This window comes from Pseudomonas fitomaticsae, assembly GCF_021018765.1.
Lineage (GTDB): Bacteria > Pseudomonadota > Gammaproteobacteria > Pseudomonadales > Pseudomonadaceae > Aquipseudomonas > Aquipseudomonas fitomaticsae.
This window is the reverse complement of the sequence record NZ_CP075567.1, coordinates 5223927-5239611: the sequence shown is the minus strand read 5'-3', so window position 1 is coordinate 5239611 and position 15685 is coordinate 5223927. Positions and strand designations below refer to the sequence as shown.

Sequence of the window (15685 nt, the reverse complement as noted above, 5' to 3'; positions counted from 1 at the left end):
TTTTGCTGGCCGATGCACCTGCATGGCGGGCATTGTTCAAGAGAATTCGGAGCGAGTTATGGCAGGTCATTCCAAGTGGGCGAACATCAAGCACCGCAAAGAACGCCAGGATGCCAAGAGAGGCAAGATCTTCACCAAGTGGATCCGCGAACTGACCGTGGCGGCCCGTCAGGGCGGCGGTGATCCGGGCTCCAACCCGCGTCTGCGTCTGGCACTGGACAAGGCGCTGGGCGCCAACATGAGCCGGGACATCATCGATCGTGCCGTGGCCCGTGGCGCCGGCGCGACCGAAGCCGACAACGTTGAAGAACTGACCTACGAAGGTTATGGCCCTGGCGGTGTTGCCGTTATGGTCGAGTGCATGACTGACAACCGCAACCGCACCGCCGCGGCCGTGCGCCACGCGTTCAGCAAATGTGGCGGCAACCTCGGTACCGACGGTTCGGTAGCCTATCTGTTCGAACGCAAGGGGCAGATCAGCTTTGCACCGGGCGTCGACGAAGATGCACTGACGGAAGCGGCGCTCGAAGCCGACGCCGACGACGTGGTCAGCCACGAAGACGGTTCGATCGACGTGTTCACTTCGTTCACCAGTTTCTACGCGGTACGCAATGCCCTGGAGGCCGCTGGCTTCAAGGGTGATGACGCGGAAATCGTCATGCAGCCGACCACCAGTGCCGAACTGGATCTGGAGGGCGCCGAGAAGGTGCTCAAGCTGATCGACATGCTGGAAGACCTGGACGACGTGCAGAACGTCTATTCCAACGCGGACATTCCGGAAGACGTGGCCGCTCAGCTCGGTTAAGAGCGACTAGGCTGCAATGTGGGAGCTGGCTTGCCAGCGATGGCGTCGGCACATCAGGTAATGATGGTGCCTGACACACCGTCATCGCTGGCAAGCCAGCTCCCACATTTGTTATGCGTTATCTCGAATTCAGTGCTTTTACCGAACCAGCAGGCTTATGACTTTAATTCTTGGTATCGACCCCGGTTCGCGCATTACCGGTTACGGCATTGTTCGCGATACCGGACGCGGCGGCTGCATCTATGTCGCCTCGGGTTGTATCCGCACCGGTGCTGGCGAGCTGCATGAACGGTTGCAGATCGTCTATCGCGGCGTGCGTGAAATCATCCAGACCTATGGCCCGGTCACCATGGGCATCGAAAAGGTGTTCATGGCGAAAAACGCCGATTCGGCGCTCAAGCTCGGGCAGGCCCGTGGGGCCGCTATCGTTGCCGGCGCCGAAGAAAGCCTGGAGATCGCCGAGTACACGGCCACCCAGGTCAAGCAGGCTGTGGTGGGAACCGGCGCCGCCAATAAAGAGCAGGTGCAGATGATGGTCATGCACATGCTCAAACTGACCAGCAAACCGCAAATCGACGCATCGGATGCCCTGGCGATTGCCATTTGTCACGCTCACACCCGCTCCAGTCTGTTGCCGCATGGCTTGGGAACGGCACGCAGTCGTGGCGGGCGCCTGCGTCTCTGATAGCATCAGCAGTCAATTTCACGGAATGTGGATTTCGCGCCTGGGTCGTCGGCCGCAAATCCATGTTCTGTCGGTCGCCAGCCCACGGCTGGCCAACGCTCAAGGATCTGAAACGTGATTGGACGCTTGCGCGGCACTCTGGCTGAGAAACAGCCGCCGCACCTGATTCTGGATGTAAACGGCCTCGGGTATGAGCTGGAAGTGCCCATGACCACCCTTTATCGTCTGCCGTCGGTCGGTGAACCACTGACCTTGCACACCCATTTGGTCGTACGTGAAGACGCGCAGTTACTCTATGGTTTTGCCGGCAAGCGTGAGCGAGACTTTTTTCGCGAGTTGATCCGTCTCAATGGTGTGGGGCCGAAACTGGCCCTGGCGTTGATGTCGAGTCTGGAAGTCGATGAGCTGATCCGCTGCGTGCAATCCCAGGACACCTCGGCGCTGACCAAGGTGCCGGGCGTGGGCAAGAAAACCGCCGAGCGTCTGCTGGTCGAACTCAAGGATCGCTTCAAGGCCTGGGAAACCTCGCCGGCCATGTTCGCACTGGTGCCGAACCAGCCGGACGGCCCGGCGCCGGTCAATACCGCCGAGAACGATGCGGTCAGCGCGCTGATTTCCCTGGGCTACAAGCCACAGGAAGCGAGCAAGGCGATTTCCGCGATCAAAGAGAAAGGCCTGAGCAGCGAAGACATGATTCGACGCGCCCTGAAGGGAATGATTTAAGTGATTGAAGCTGATCGTCTGATCGCCGCCACGCACAGTCCGCGTGAGCGCGAAGAAGTCCAGGATCGGGCGATACGTCCCGTCAGCCTGGCCGAATACATCGGCCAGCCGACCGTTCGCGAGCAGATGGAACTGTTTATCCAGGCCGCCCGTGGCCGTAGCGAATCCCTCGACCACACCCTGATCTTCGGTCCGCCGGGATTGGGTAAAACCACGCTGGCCAACATCATCGCCCAGGAAATGGGCGTGTCGATCAAAAGCACTTCCGGCCCGGTGCTGGAACGTCCGGGGGATCTGGCGGCGCTGTTGACCAATCTTGAGCCGCACGACGTGCTGTTCATCGATGAAATCCATCGTCTGTCGCCGATTGTCGAAGAAGTGCTGTACCCGGCGATGGAAGATTTCCAGCTCGACATCATGATCGGTGAAGGGCCGGCGGCGCGTTCGATCAAGCTTGATCTGCCGCCGTTCACCCTGGTCGGTGCGACCACGCGGGCGGGCATGCTGACCAACCCGTTGCGAGACCGTTTCGGTATTGTCCAGCGTCTCGAGTTCTACAGCACCGCTGACCTGGCGACGATTGTCAGCCGTTCGGCGAGCATTCTCGGTCTGCCGCTGGATCCGGAAGGGTCTTTCGAGATTGCCCGCCGCGCCCGTGGTACGCCGCGAATCGCCAACCGGCTGCTGCGTCGGGTGCGGGATTTTGCCGAAGTCCGGGCCAAGGGGCATATCACCAAGTCCGTCGCGGATCTGGCATTGAACCTGCTGGATGTCGATGAGCATGGTTTCGATCACCAGGACCGGCGTCTGTTGTTGACGATGATCGAGAAGTTCGACGGCGGTCCGGTGGGCATCGACAGCCTGGCGGCGGCGATCAGCGAAGAACGCCACACCATTGAAGACGTGCTGGAGCCATACCTGATTCAGCAGGGTTACATCATGCGGACGCCGCGCGGCAGGGTGGTTACCCGCCACGCGTACCTGCATTTTGGTTTAAACATTCCGACACGAATGGGCGAGATGCCCGTGGTAGACGAGTTTCTCGATGCCGTGGACGATTAATACACATTTATTGTCGATTTATTCAGCGTTTGTACTGTCTCAGGACGGTACTTTTGCGGTAAAGCCTTCGAACAATGAAAAACAGTTGCCTGGCCGGATTGGCAACCCGAGGAGTAAGCACTAGAGTATGCGCGCGCAAAACGGGCTTGAGCCGTTCGCACATCGTTGTCGCGTTTATTACGAGGACACCGATGCGGGCGGCATCGTGTATTACGTTAATTACCTCAAGTTTATGGAACGGGCTCGAACCGAGCGGCTCCGGGAGCTGGGCTTTGCCCAGTCGGCGCTGGCAGGGGAGGACCTGTTGTTCGTCGTGCATTCCAGCGAAGCGCGTTATCACGCGCCGGCGCGACTGGACGACGAGCTTCTGGTAAGCGCTGATGTAATCGAATTGAACCGTGCCAGCCTGCGCTTTCGACAGCAGGTCAGGCGGGCAACGGATAATGTGCTGCTCTGCGAGGGGCAGTTTCTGGTGGCCTGTGTGCGCACTAACAGTTTGAAACCCCGGGCCCTTCCCGAAGACCTGCGTGCGGCCTTTGCCGACGCGGTCGGCACGGGTACACACTCAAAGCAGGAGATAAAGCGTGGAAGCTAACGTCGTCGACCATTCCTCCATGTGGAGCCTGGTCAGCAATGCCAGCATCGTGGTGCAGTTGGTAATGTTGACCCTGGTGGCCGCATCGGTGACCTCATGGATCATGATCTTTCAGCGCAGCAACCTGCTGCGCGCCGGTCGACGTGCCCTGGAGAGCTTCGAGGAGCGCTTCTGGTCGGGTATCGACCTGTCCAAACTCTACCGTCAGGCCGGCAGCAACCCGGATCCGGATTCGGGCGTCGAGCAGATTTTCCGTGCCGGCTTCAAGGAGTTCTCCCGTCTGCGTCAGCAGCCAGGCGTCGACCCTGAAGCGGTGATGGAAGGTGTGGCCCGTGCCATGCGCGTCGCCATCTCCCGCGAAGAAGAAAAGCTCGAGCAGAGCCTGCCGTTCCTCGCCACCGTAGGTTCCGTCAGCCCGTACATCGGTCTGTTCGGTACCGTCTGGGGGATCATGAACTCCTTCCGTGGTCTGGCCAGCGCCCAACAGGCCACCCTGGCTACCGTGGCACCCGGCATCGCCGAAGCCCTGATCGCCACCGCGATCGGTCTGTTTGCCGCGATCCCGGCCGTTATCGCTTACAACCGTTTCTCTGCCCGCAGCGAAACCTTGCTGAGCCGCTACTACACCTTCGCCGATGAATTCCAGGCGATCCTGCACCGCAAAGTGCACACCAGCGAAGAATAAGCAGGTATTTCCCGATGGCTTTAATCACTCGAGCCCGACACAAGCGCAAGCCGGTCGCCGAGATGAACGTAGTGCCTTACATCGACGTGATGCTGGTGCTGCTGGTCATCTTCATGGTGACTGCGCCGATGCTCAATCAGGGCGTGAAAGTGGATCTGCCCAAGGTTTCCAGCGAAGCCTTGCCGCAGGACAACAACACCCAGGTGCTGACCATTTCGATCAAGTCGGACAAGACCTACTACTGGAACCTTGGCAGCGAAGTCGACACCGAGAAGCAGCAGGACCGGGCCATGACCCTGCCACAGATGACCGATGCGGTGACCAAGATCATTCGCGCCGGCACTGAAGGCGGCAAGCGTACCCAGGTCTTCATCCGTGGCGACAAGTCCGTCGATTATGGCTCCGTCATGGGCGCCATGGGCGGGTTGCAGAAAGCCGGGGTCGGTAACGTTGGCTTGATCACCGAGGCGCCCTGATGCAGCAACAGCGAGAGCCGTCCGCCTCGGAAAGCTACTTCTGGCCTAGTGTCTGGGCGATTGGCTTGCACGTGCTGGTGTTCGGCATGCTGTTCGTCAGTTTCGCCCTGACCCCGGAGCTGCCGCCGGCCAAGCCGATTGTCCAGGCGACCCTGTACCAGCTGAAATCGAAAAGTCAGGCAACCACCCAGACCAATCAGAAGATTGCGGGTGAGGCGAAGAAATCCGCCGCGCGCCAGACCGAAGTCGAGCAGATGGAGCAGAAAAAGGTCGAGCAGGAAGCGGTGAAGGCTGCGGAACAAAAGAAAGAAGAAGCGGCTCAAAAGGCCGAGGAAGCCAAGAAGGCCGATGAGGCGAAGAAAGCGGACGAGGCGAAGAAGGCTGATGAAGCCAAGAAAGCCGACGACGCGAAGAAAGCCGCCGAAGCCAAGAAGGCAGAAGAGAAACAATTGGCTGATATAGCCAAGAAGAAAGCCGAAGAAGAAGCCAAAAAGGCTGCTGAAGAAGAGGCCAAGAAAGCGGCCGCTGAAGAAGCCAAGAAGAAGATCGTCGAAGACGCGAAAAAGAAAGCCGCCGAAGACGCCAAGAAGAAAGCTGAAGCTGAAGAGGCGAAGAAGAAAGTCGCCGAAGACGCGAAGAAGAAAGCTGCTGCCGATGCTGCGAAGAAGAAAGCGCAGGACGCAGCACGTAAATCCGCCGAAGACAAAAAGGCTCAGGCCCTGGCAGATTTGCTTTCCGACACGCCGCAGCGCCAGCAGGCCTTGGCCGATGAGCAGGGAGATGAAGTCGCGGGCAGTTTCGATGACCTGATTCGTGCGCGGGCAGCGGAAGGCTGGGCACGTCCACCTTCGGCACGCAAAGGCATGACGGTTGTGCTGCAGATCGGCATGTTGCCGGACGGTACGGTGACTTCGGTCAGCGTGGCCAAGTCCAGTGGCGACGGTCCGTTCGATGCGTCGGCAGTGGCGGCGGTCAAGAATATTGGACGTTTGACGGAAATGCAGGGAATGAAGCCGAGCGATTTCGCTCCGTATCGTTCATTCAAGATGACATTCACACCTGAGGATCTAGCCTTGTGAGAAACCTTCTTCGAGGAATGCTGGTCGTGATCTGCTGCATGGCAGGGATCGCGATGGCGGATGAAAAGAATATTCTGGTCACCAGCGGCAGCGATCGGGCGACTCCGATCGCCGTCGTACCGTTCGGTTTCCAGGGCGGTGCCGTCCTGCCGGATGACATGGCTGAAATCATTGGTAACGATTTGCGCAACTCGGGCTATTACTCGCCGATTCCAAAGCAAAACATGATCAGCCAGCCAAGCCAGCCGAGCGAAATCATCTTCCGTGACTGGAAGGCGGTGGGTGCGCAATACATGATGGTCGGCAGCATCGTGCCGGCCGGCGGCCGTCTGCAGGTGCAGTGGGCTCTGTTCAACGTCGCCACCGAGCAGAAAGTGGCTGATGGCAGTGTGTCCGGTACTACCGAACAGCTGCGTGACATGGCGCACTACATCTCCGATCAGTCGTTCGAAAAGCTGACCGGCATCAAAGGTGCATTCTCGACTCGCCTGCTGTACGTCACAGCCGAGCGTTTCTCCGAGAAGAACACCCGTTACACCCTGCAGCGTTCGGACTATGACGGCGCCCGCGCCGTAACCCTGCTGCAATCGCGCGAGCCGATCCTGTCGCCGCGTTTTGCACCGGACGGCAAGCGTATCGCCTACGTGTCGTTCGAACAGAAGCGTCCGCGCATCTTCATGCAGAACATCGACACCGGTCGCCGCGAGCAGATCACCAACTTCGAAGGCCTGAACGGCGCGCCAGCCTGGTCGCCGGACGGCAATCGCCTGGCGTTCGTGCTGTCGAAAGACGGTAACCCGGACATTTATGTGATGAACCTCGGTTCGCGTCAGATCACCCGCGTGACCGCAGGTCCTGGCATCAACACTGAACCGTACTGGGGCAAGGATGGTTCGACCATCTACTTCACCTCCGACCGTGGCGGCAAACCGCAGATCTACAAGACCAGTGCCGGTGGCGGCGGTGCCGAGCGTGTGACGTTCGTGGGCAACTACAACGCCAACCCTAAGCTTTCGGCGGATGAAAAGACCCTGGTGATGATCCATCGTCAGGACGGTTTCACCAATTTCAAAGTGGCGGCCCAGGATTTGCAGCGCGGAAGTGTAAAAATCCTCACTGATAGCACTCTGGACGAGTCGCCTACTGTTGCGCCCAACGGCACCATGGTAATCTACGCCACCCGCCAGCAGGGCCGGGGAGTCTTGATGCTCGTGTCCATTAATGGACGCGTGAGGCTCCCGCTTCCTACCGCTCAAGGCGAAGTCAGAGAACCGTCCTGGTCCCCTTACCTGAACTGACGCGGCGCTTTACGTTTTACTTAACACACTGGGGTTCATTAGGAGTTTCACGATGGAAATGCTGAAGTTTGGTAAATTTGCTGCGCTGGCTCTGGCCATGGCTGTAGCTGTAGGTTGCTCGTCCAAAGGCGGCGACAACGCCGGTGAAGGCGCTGTTGATCCAAACGCTGGTTACGGCGCAAACACTGGTGCAGTTGACGGTTCCCTGAGCGAAGAAGCTGCTCTGCGCGCAATCACCACCTTCTACTTCGAATACGACAGCTCGGACCTGAAGCCAGAAGCCATGCGCGCTCTGGACGTTCACGCCAAAGACCTGAAAGCAAACGGCGCTCGCGTTGTTCTGGAAGGCAACACCGACGAACGTGGTACTCGTGAGTACAACATGGCACTGGGCGAGCGTCGTGCGAAAGCCGTTCAGCGCTACTTGGTACTGCAAGGTGTTTCCCCAGCTCAGCTGGAACTGGTTTCCTACGGCGAAGAGCGTCCAGTTGCTACCGGCAACGACGAGCAGTCCTGGGCTCAAAACCGTCGCGTCGAACTGCGTAAGTAATTCGATATGCGAACGTGCCGTCGTGCTGTAACTGTTCTGGCTCTCAGCCTCGCGCCGCTTGCGGCGTGGGCTGCGGTTCCTGTGGTCGATGACAACTCCGGTTATAACAATAGCGGGAGCAGTTATCCGCCTGCAGGTTACGGTACGAACGGCGCCTATGCCGGGGGAGCGGCTTCGGCCCCTGCCTCGGCACAAGGCATGCTGTTCAACCAACTGCAACAAATGCAGGATCAACTGTCGCGCCAGCAAGGTGTGATCGAAGAACTGCAGAATCAAGTTTCGCGCATGAAACAGGAATCCCTGGAGCGATACCAGGATCTTGATCGGCGCATAGGATCCGGTGTTGCACCTGCCGCGACTCCCGAGAATTCTTCTGCCGGTGGCGATGCAAGTGCTGCTGCCGGTGCCGCCGCTGGAGCCGGGGCCGCTGCGGCCGCCCAGGCACCTGCCGCGGGTGGCGAACCGGCTGATCCGGCCAAGGAAAAGCTGTATTACGATGCAGCTTTCGACCTGATCAAGGCCAAGGATTTCGACAAGGCCAGCCAGGCGTTTGCCGCGTTCCTGCGTAAATACCCGAACAGCCAATACGCGGGCAACGCCCAGTACTGGCTGGGTGAAGTGAACCTGGCCAAAGGCGATCTGCAAGGTGCAGGTCAGGCTTTCGCCAAGGTTTCGCAGCTGTATCCCAAGCACGCCAAAGTGCCGGATTCGCTGTACAAGCTGGCTGACGTAGAGCGCCGCCTCGGTCATACCGACAAGGTCAAAGGTATTCTGCAGCAGGTGGTGGCCCAGTATCCGGGCACGTCCGCCGCTCAGTTGGCCCAGCGCGATCTGCAACGCATGTAACGGCGTTTGACCCGTTTGGAAGAAACCCGCGCTTGTCGCGGGTTTTTTCGTTAGAATTCACGCCCTTTTATGAAACACGCTTCTGGTGATCTACGCGTTGGCGGGGTTGCCTGAAGTGCCTGACGGAGGCGGACAGCCTGTTTAGCTGTTACGCCCGTGGCGACTATGCAAGACACATTGAGAATCACCGAAGTTTTCTACTCGTTGCAGGGGGAAACGCGGACTGCCGGGCTGCCCACGGTTTTTGTGCGCCTGACCGGTTGCCCATTGCGTTGCCAATACTGCGACAGCGCCTACGCGTTCAGCGGTGGCACGATCCGTACCCTCGACGACATCCTCGAACAAGTGGCCGGCTTTCGCCCGCGCTACGTTTGTGTCACTGGGGGTGAGCCGCTGGCACAGCCCAATGCCATCCCTTTGCTCAAACAGTTGTGCGATGCCGGCTATGAAGTCTCGCTGGAAACCAGCGGCGCCCTCGACATCTCGGCGGTAGATCCGCGGGTCAGTCGGGTGGTCGACCTGAAGACGCCAGACTCCAAAGAAGCCCATCGCAATCGTTACGAGAACATCGAACTGCTGACGCCCAACGATCAGGTGAAGTTTGTCATCTGCTCGCGGGAGGACTATGACTGGGCGGTATCGAAGCTGATCCAGTACGGTCTCGAGCGACGTGCAGGTGAAGTGCTGTTTTCCCCAAGTCACCACGACCTGAACGCTCGGGATCTGGCGGACTGGGTGGTGGCGGATAACCTGCCAGTGCGCCTGCAACTGCAGCTGCATAAATATCTATGGAATGATGAGCCGGGGCGCTGAGATGACTGAACAACTGAACACTAGCCAGAAACGTGCGGTAATCCTGCTGTCGGGTGGCCTGGACTCGGCCACTGTCGTGGCCATGGCCCGCGCTGAAGGTTACGCCTGTTACACCATGAGTTTCGATTACGGTCAGCGTTCCCACGCCGAACTGCATGCTGCTGCTCGCGTTGCCCGCGATCTGGGTGTGGTCGAGCACAAGGTGATCGGCCTGAACCTGAACGGCATGGGCGGTTCGGCCCTGACCGACACCAGTATCGACATCCCGGAAGAGTTGGGCGAAGGCATCCCCGTCACTTACGTGCCAGCGCGCAATACGGTTTTCCTGTCCTTGGCATTGGGCTGGGCTGAAGTGCTCGGCGCCCGTGACATCTTTATCGGCGTCAACGCGGTGGACTACTCCGGTTACCCGGATTGCCGTCCCGAGTTCATCGAGTCGTTCGAGCGCATGGCCAACCTGGCAACCAAGGCTGGCGTCGAAGGCAATGGTTTCCGCATCCAGGCACCGCTGCAGAACCTGAGCAAGGCGCAGATCGTCCAGGCGGGCGTGAAGCTTGGCGTTGATTACGGGCTGACCGTTTCCTGCTATCAGGCGGACGACGATGGCCGTGCCTGCGGCAAATGCGACAGCTGCCGCCTGCGTGCGGAAGGCTTCGCGGCGGCCGGAATCAGCGACCCGACACCTTATTTTTGATTTTTTTCAAATTAGGTGTTGAATAGTCCTTAAAAATCAGTATTATACGCGCCACCACACAGCGGGTCGTTAGCTCAGTTGGTAGAGCAGTTGGCTTTTAACCAATTGGTCGTAGGTTCGAATCCCACACGACCCACCATATTTGGCGGTTTAGAAAATCCGGAAGGCCCACGAAAGTGAGGATTTCCGGGTTTTTTTTTGCCTGCGATTCGGGCATCCCTCCCTTCGTTTCTTCCTGCCGTGACGCAGGTCAGAATCATCTTTTGTATCAACGGGATATTCTGTAGCCTTGCGCAGCTTCAATGCTGTCCGTGCCTGATAATACTCACTCTCCCGGCGGTACCCTCAAGCGGTCCGGAGCCGGGTGTATACTCGACTTTCGCGCGAATGCGCCTGCAGGTCTTGCGAACATGACGCAGATTTCCGAACGCCTTCTGGTACAAGCCCACCTCGACGCCAAGCAGCCCAAGCCGCTGACGGCCGAGGAAGAGGCTTATTACCGTTCCGCCATCGCCGCCGAGCTCAAGGCTCAGGACGCGGTGCTGGTTGCCCACTTTTATTGCGATCCGATCATCCAGGCCCTTGCCGAAGAAACCGGCGGTTGCGTTTCCGACTCCCTGGAAATGGCACGCTTCGGCAATGCCCATCCGGCCAAGACCGTAGTGGTCGCCGGCGTGAAATTCATGGGTGAGACCGCGAAGATTCTCAATCCTGAAAAACGCGTGCTGATGCCGACCCTGGAAGCAACCTGCTCGCTGGATCTGGGGTGCCCGGTGGACGAGTTCTCGGCGTTCTGCGATCAGCATCCGGAACGCACGGTGGTGGTGTATGCCAACACCTCGGCCGCCGTCAAAGCCCGGGCCGACTGGGTGGTGACCTCCAGTTGCGCACTGGAAATCGTCGAAAGCCTGATGGACAACGGCGAAACCATTATCTGGGGCCCGGACAAGCACCTGGGCACCTACATTCAGCGTCAGACCGGCGCCGACATGCTGCTCTGGGACGGTGCCTGCATCGTCCATGAAGAGTTCAAGTCCAAGCAACTGGAAGACATGAAAGCGCTGTACCCGGACGCTGCCATTCTGGTGCACCCGGAATCGCCGACCTCGGTGATCGAGCTGGCGGACGCCGTCGGTTCCACCAGTCAGCTGATTGCTGCCGCTCAATCGCTGCCGAACAAGACCCTGATCGTCGCCACCGATCGCGGCATCTTCTACAAGATGCAGCAGCTGTGCCCGGACAAGGTCTTCATCGAGGCGCCAACCGCCGGTAACGGTGCGGCGTGCCGCAGTTGCGCACATTGCCCGTGGATGGCCATGAACACCCTTGAGCGCACACTCAAGTGCCTGAAGGAGGGTTCGAACGAGATCTTCGTCGACCCAGCCCTGATTCCTCAGGCGATCCGCCCGCTCAAGCGCATGCTCGATTTCACTCAGGCCGCGCGCATGAAGCTGGCCGGCAACGCCTGACCTTGAGATGCAAACAAAAACGCCCCGATTGGATCGGGGCGTTTTTGCATCTGGGGGATTATTTGGCTTTTTTCGGAATTCGCACGAGCTGCGTGTCGGAGTAGATGTCATGCCAGGCGCGTTTCTGTTTGTCGAACAGCGACCAGAAGAACCCAAGGCCAAGGCACAGCCACGACGCAATCGACACCATGAACCGCAGTAACGCCTGCCACAGGCTGATCGCAGTGCCATCAGCGTTCTGCACGCGAATGCCCCAGACCTGCATGCCCAGGGTCTGCCCGGCGTGGGTCCAGAACTTGGCGAAGAAGCCGAACAGCACCAGCAGCAACACCGTGGAGTACAGCGGATCGCCATCCAGTTGCCCGGCGTCGGTCAGCACCCGCAGGCGCTCTTCACCGATGATCGCGGCCTGGATCATCTTGTAGGCGCCACCGGTCACGATCAGCAGCGCAGTGCACAGCAGAAAGTCATAGAACATCGCTGCCAGACGACGGCCCAGGCCGACGGCGGGGAAATCGCCCTGGGGAGTGAGCAGGTGTTTCGACATGGCGGCCTCTGGACGGAAAGTGAAGCGCCATTTTACGGATTTGCGTCCACAAAAAAGCCCCTGATATCAATATCAGGGGCTTTTTCGTTACAGAAAATCAGACTTCTGCGATGACTTCATCAGCTTGCATGCCTTTCTGGCCTTGCACAGCAACGAAGGTCACTTTCTGGCCTTCTTTCAGGCTCTTGAAGCCGTTGCCCTGAATGGCGCGGAAATGCACGAACAGATCCGGACCGCTTTCTGGAGTGATAAAACCAAAACCTTTCTCGTCGTTAAACCACTTGACGGTACCGCTCTGACGTGTGGACATTTCTTATTTCCTTTGACGCATAAATTGATGACAGTCTCTTCCTCATGAAAGAGTACTGGGGCTGGTTGCAGGAGAGTAAGAAGACGTCGAACGGGATGTAGCTAACTTGTAGGCTACTGCCCAGGTCACGATTCCAAGCTGACCCATGCAAACACAGTGGACAAACTCTACGCCAACTACGGGAGGAAAAACAAGCCCTGTGAAGGCCCCGGTTTTCCTGCGCTTGCTGGCACTTAGTCGGTCCACTAGTCCGGCTTATTCGATTGGCTTGTTCAATTGTTTTCGAACGTTATAAGCCAAGTTCATATTCGAATCGAATGTAAACAGAGTGCACTGTTTTATGGCGATTGCGTTACACATTAGTGCACGCATAACGCAATCGCGTTACTTATAGAAACAGTCAATCAACCGCGATAGTAGCGTTGTGGAACAAATGGCATTTTGCTTACAAGCAATGGCACCTTTTTCCCACGAACAATTGCCCAAACTGGCGTGTCGAGTGCGACGTAGGCGCTGTCCAGGTAACCCATGGCCAACGGGCCGCCAAGGGTCGGGCCGAAACCGCCGCTGCACACGCTGCCGATGATCTCGCCCGCTTCGTTGACGATTTCTGCACCTTCACGGACCGGCGTACGTTCTTGCGGCAGCAGGCCGACGCGTTTGCGCTGAACACCGTTCTGCTGTTGAGCGAAGACCTGTTCCGCACCGGGGAAGCCACCGGCACGCGCACCGTCGGCACGCCGAGGCTTGGAGATTGCCCACAGCAGGCTGGCTTCGATCGGGGTGGTCTCGGTGTTCATGTCGTGGCCGTACAGGCACAGGCCGGCTTCCAGGCGCAGCGAGTCACGGGCGCCGAGGCCGATGGCGGCGACTTCCGGTTCGGCCAGCAGGGCGCGGGCGAGTTTTTCTGCGTCGGCTGCCGGAACCGAGATTTCGAAACCGTCTTCACCGGTGTAGCCCGAACGGCTGACAAAGCAGTCAACGCCCAGCAGCTTCACGCGGGTGAATTGCATGAAGGTCATCTTCGCCACTTCCGGCGCCAGGCGTGCCAGTACGGTCACGGCTGCCGGGCCTTGCAGGGCGAGCAGGGCACGTTCTTCGAACAATTGCTCGATCTTGCACTGGTCGCCGATGTGTTTTTGCAGATGCGCCAGGTCCTGGTCCTTGCACGCGGCATTGACCACCAGGAACAGTTCGTCGTTGCCGAGGTTGGCGACCATCAGGTCATCGAGGATGCCACCGGTTTCGTTGGTGAACATCGCGTAGCGCTGCATGCCCACTGGCAGGTCGATGATGTCCACCGGTACCAGGGTTTCCAGGGCTTTGGCGGCATTCGCGCCGGTCAGGCGGATCTGGCCCATGTGCGAGACATCGAACAGCCCGGCCTGCTCACGGGTGTGCTGGTGTTCTTTCATCACGCCCAGCGGGTATTGCACCGGCATGTCGTAGCCGGCGAACGGCACCATGCGGGCGCCGAGTTCGATGTGCAGAGCGTGCAGCGGGGTTTTCGACAGTTGTTCGGTGGACATGCGTGACTCCTTGATTCACACCAACCCTCTCCCGGAGGGAGAGGGGGCCAGTTTTGTGTTCTCTCCCAAAGGGAGAGAGATTTGATGGCGCAATCAGCACTCGATAATGTTGACCGCCAGACCGCCACGGGCGGTCTCCTTGTATTTGCTTTTCATGTCGGCGCCGGTCTGGCGCATGGTGCGGATGACCTTGTCGAGGGAGACGAAGTGCTGCCCGTCTCCGCGCATGGCCATGCGCACGGCGTTGATTGCCTTGACCGAGCCCATGGCGTTGCGCTCGATGCACGGCACCTGAACCAGCCCGCCAATCGGGTCGCAGGTCAGGCCGAGGTTGTGTTCCATGCCGATTTCAGCGGCGTTTTCCACTTGTTGCACGCTGCCGCCAAGGACTTCGCACAACGCACCGGCCGCCATCGAACAGGCCACGCCGACCTCGCCCTGACAGCCGACTTCGGCGCCGGAGATCGAGGCGTTTTCCTTGTACAGAATGCCGATGGCCGCGGCGGTGAGCAGGAAGCGCACCACGCCGTCATCGTTCGCACCGGGAATAAAGCGCATGTAGTAATGCAAAACCGCAGGAATGATGCCCGCCGCGCCGTTGGTTGGGGCCGTGACCACGCGCCCGCCGTTGGCGTTTTCTTCGTTGACGGCGAGGGCGTAGAGGTTGACCCAGTCCAGCACAGACAGCGGATCGCGCAGCGACGATTCCGGGTTCTTGCACAGTTGCCGGTGCAACGCCGCCGCCCGCCGCTTGACCTTCAGGCCACCCGGCAGGATGCCTTCGTTGCGACAGCCGGCGGCCACGCAGTCCTGCATCACTTGCCAGATTTTCAGCAGACCGGCGCGGGTCTCCGCTTCCGGGCGCCAGGCGCTTTCGTTGGTCAGCATCACCTGACTGATCGACAGCCCGTAGGTGGCGCAGTGACCGAGCAAGTCCTTGGCACTTTTGAACGGGAAGGTCAGCGGGGTGGCGTCTTCGACGATGCGGTCGGCTCCGGCTGCGTCTTCGTCGACCACAAACCCGCCGCCGACCGAGTAGTACTCGCGGCTGCGGATCTGCAATCGCGCCGCATCGAAGGCACGGAAGATCATGCCGTTGGGGTGATAGGCCAACGGCTTGCGGATCATGGCCAGGTGTTCTTTCTCGTTGAACGCAATGCTGTGTTCGCCGAGCAGGTTCAAACGCCCGTTGCCACGAATCTCCGAGAGACGAGCGGCGACGGTTTCGGTATCCACGGTGTCCGGATGTTCACCTTCCAGGCCCAGCAGCACGGCCTTGTCGCTGCCGTGGCCCTTGCCGGTGGCGCCGAGGGATCCGTACAACTCGACCCTGACGCTGGTGGTGGCCGACAACAGGTTTTCCCGACGCAGGCCTTCGACGAAGCGCGCAGCTGCGCGCATCGGGCCGACGGTGTGAGAGCTGGAGGGGCCGATGCCAATCTTGAACAGGTCGAACACGCTTAACGACATGGTTGTTCTCCGGTTTCTTGTTATAGGCACATCAGGCATGCATGAAAGG

At 59.2% G+C, this 15685-nt stretch carries 18 protein-coding genes and 1 tRNA gene; 15 read left to right on the top strand and 4 right to left on the bottom strand.

All coding sequences use genetic code 11. The annotated features are described in order from the left end of the window. Positions 1-58 precede the first annotated feature (58 nt). The 15 genes from KJY40_RS23700 (at position 59) to nadA (ending at position 11780) form a co-directional block, all read left to right on the top strand. On the top strand, positions 59-805 hold the full coding sequence (locus KJY40_RS23700; protein WP_003227527.1) for a YebC/PmpR family DNA-binding transcriptional regulator: 747 nt from the start codon (positions 59-61) through the stop codon (positions 803-805). A 157-nt stretch (positions 806-962) separates the two neighbouring features. Next, positions 963-1490, top strand: coding sequence for a crossover junction endodeoxyribonuclease RuvC (ruvC, locus tag KJY40_RS23695; protein WP_007951206.1), 528 nt, complete (start codon positions 963-965; stop codon positions 1488-1490). A gap of 114 nt (positions 1491-1604) precedes the next feature. Further along, positions 1605-2213, top strand: a complete 609-nt coding sequence (gene ruvA / locus KJY40_RS23690; protein ID WP_007951205.1) for a Holliday junction branch migration protein RuvA — start codon at positions 1605-1607, stop codon at positions 2211-2213. Continuing rightward, positions 2214-3275 carry a Holliday junction branch migration DNA helicase RuvB gene (gene ruvB / locus KJY40_RS23685; protein ID WP_207983759.1) on the top strand — a complete coding sequence of 354 codons (1062 nt, stop codon included), beginning with the start codon at positions 2214-2216 and terminating at the stop codon, positions 3273-3275. It begins immediately after the preceding gene. Between the two features lie 127 nt (positions 3276-3402). Then, complete coding sequence (ybgC, locus tag KJY40_RS23680) at positions 3403-3870, top strand: tol-pal system-associated acyl-CoA thioesterase (protein ID WP_007951203.1); 468 nt, start codon at positions 3403-3405, stop codon at positions 3868-3870. Next, entirely contained in the window at positions 3860-4555 is a 696-nt protein-coding gene (gene tolQ, locus KJY40_RS23675; protein ID WP_007912733.1) for a protein TolQ, read from the top strand. Before ybgC ends, tolQ begins: the two co-directional genes overlap by 11 nt. A 23-nt stretch (positions 4556-4578) precedes the next feature. Further along, the gene (tolR, locus tag KJY40_RS23670) at positions 4579-5031 is read left to right on the top strand and encodes a protein TolR (RefSeq protein ID WP_162130475.1); all 453 of its coding nucleotides are present in this window, start codon (positions 4579-4581) and stop codon (positions 5029-5031) included. Continuing rightward, a complete protein-coding gene (tolA, locus tag KJY40_RS23665) occupies positions 5031-6110 on the top strand; it encodes a cell envelope integrity protein TolA (RefSeq protein WP_011335641.1) in 1080 nt (359 codons plus the stop codon). The genes tolR and tolA overlap by 1 nt, the downstream gene beginning before the upstream one ends. A 17-nt stretch (positions 6111-6127) precedes the next feature. Further along, positions 6128-7408 carry a Tol-Pal system beta propeller repeat protein TolB gene (gene tolB / locus KJY40_RS23660; RefSeq protein ID WP_166742344.1) on the top strand — a complete coding sequence of 427 codons (1281 nt, stop codon included), beginning with the start codon at positions 6128-6130 and terminating at the stop codon, positions 7406-7408. Positions 7409-7460: 52 nt separating this feature from the next. Beyond that, complete coding sequence (pal, locus tag KJY40_RS23655; RefSeq protein WP_003178634.1) at positions 7461-7958, top strand: peptidoglycan-associated lipoprotein Pal; 498 nt, start codon at positions 7461-7463, stop codon at positions 7956-7958. A gap of 6 nt (positions 7959-7964) precedes the next feature. After that, complete coding sequence (gene ybgF / locus KJY40_RS23650) at positions 7965-8804, top strand: tol-pal system protein YbgF (protein ID WP_011335639.1); 840 nt, start codon at positions 7965-7967, stop codon at positions 8802-8804. Between the two features lie 165 nt (positions 8805-8969). Beyond that, the gene (gene queE, locus KJY40_RS23645) at positions 8970-9617 is read left to right on the top strand and encodes a 7-carboxy-7-deazaguanine synthase QueE (RefSeq protein ID WP_007951198.1); all 648 of its coding nucleotides are present in this window, start codon (positions 8970-8972) and stop codon (positions 9615-9617) included. A gap of 1 nt (position 9618) precedes the next feature. Beyond that, positions 9619-10311, top strand: a complete 693-nt coding sequence (gene queC / locus KJY40_RS23640) for a 7-cyano-7-deazaguanine synthase QueC (RefSeq protein WP_007951197.1) — start codon at positions 9619-9621, stop codon at positions 10309-10311. A 63-nt stretch (positions 10312-10374) separates the two neighbouring features. Then, positions 10375-10450, top strand: a tRNA-Lys gene (locus tag KJY40_RS23635). A gap of 271 nt (positions 10451-10721) precedes the next feature. Further along, entirely contained in the window at positions 10722-11780 is a 1059-nt protein-coding gene (gene nadA / locus KJY40_RS23630; RefSeq protein WP_039766022.1) for a quinolinate synthase NadA, read from the top strand. Positions 11781-11838: 58 nt separating this feature from the next. On the opposite strand, the gene KJY40_RS23625 is transcribed toward nadA, so the two are convergent. The 4 genes from KJY40_RS23625 to KJY40_RS23610 form a co-directional block, all read right to left on the bottom strand. Continuing rightward, positions 11839-12327, bottom strand: a complete 489-nt coding sequence (locus KJY40_RS23625; protein WP_230733118.1) for an RDD family protein — start codon at positions 12325-12327, stop codon at positions 11839-11841. Positions 12328-12424: 97 nt separating this feature from the next. Then, on the bottom strand, positions 12425-12637 hold the full coding sequence (locus KJY40_RS23620) for a cold-shock protein (RefSeq protein ID WP_230733116.1): 213 nt from the start codon (positions 12635-12637) through the stop codon (positions 12425-12427). Between the two features lie 404 nt (positions 12638-13041). Beyond that, positions 13042-14166, bottom strand: a complete 1125-nt coding sequence (gene gcvT / locus KJY40_RS23615; protein ID WP_230733114.1) for a glycine cleavage system aminomethyltransferase GcvT — start codon at positions 14164-14166, stop codon at positions 13042-13044. 93 nt (positions 14167-14259) lie between these two features. Continuing rightward, positions 14260-15636, bottom strand: coding sequence for an L-serine ammonia-lyase (locus KJY40_RS23610; protein WP_230733112.1), 1377 nt, complete (start codon positions 15634-15636; stop codon positions 14260-14262). Between the last annotated feature and the right edge of the window lie 49 nt (positions 15637-15685).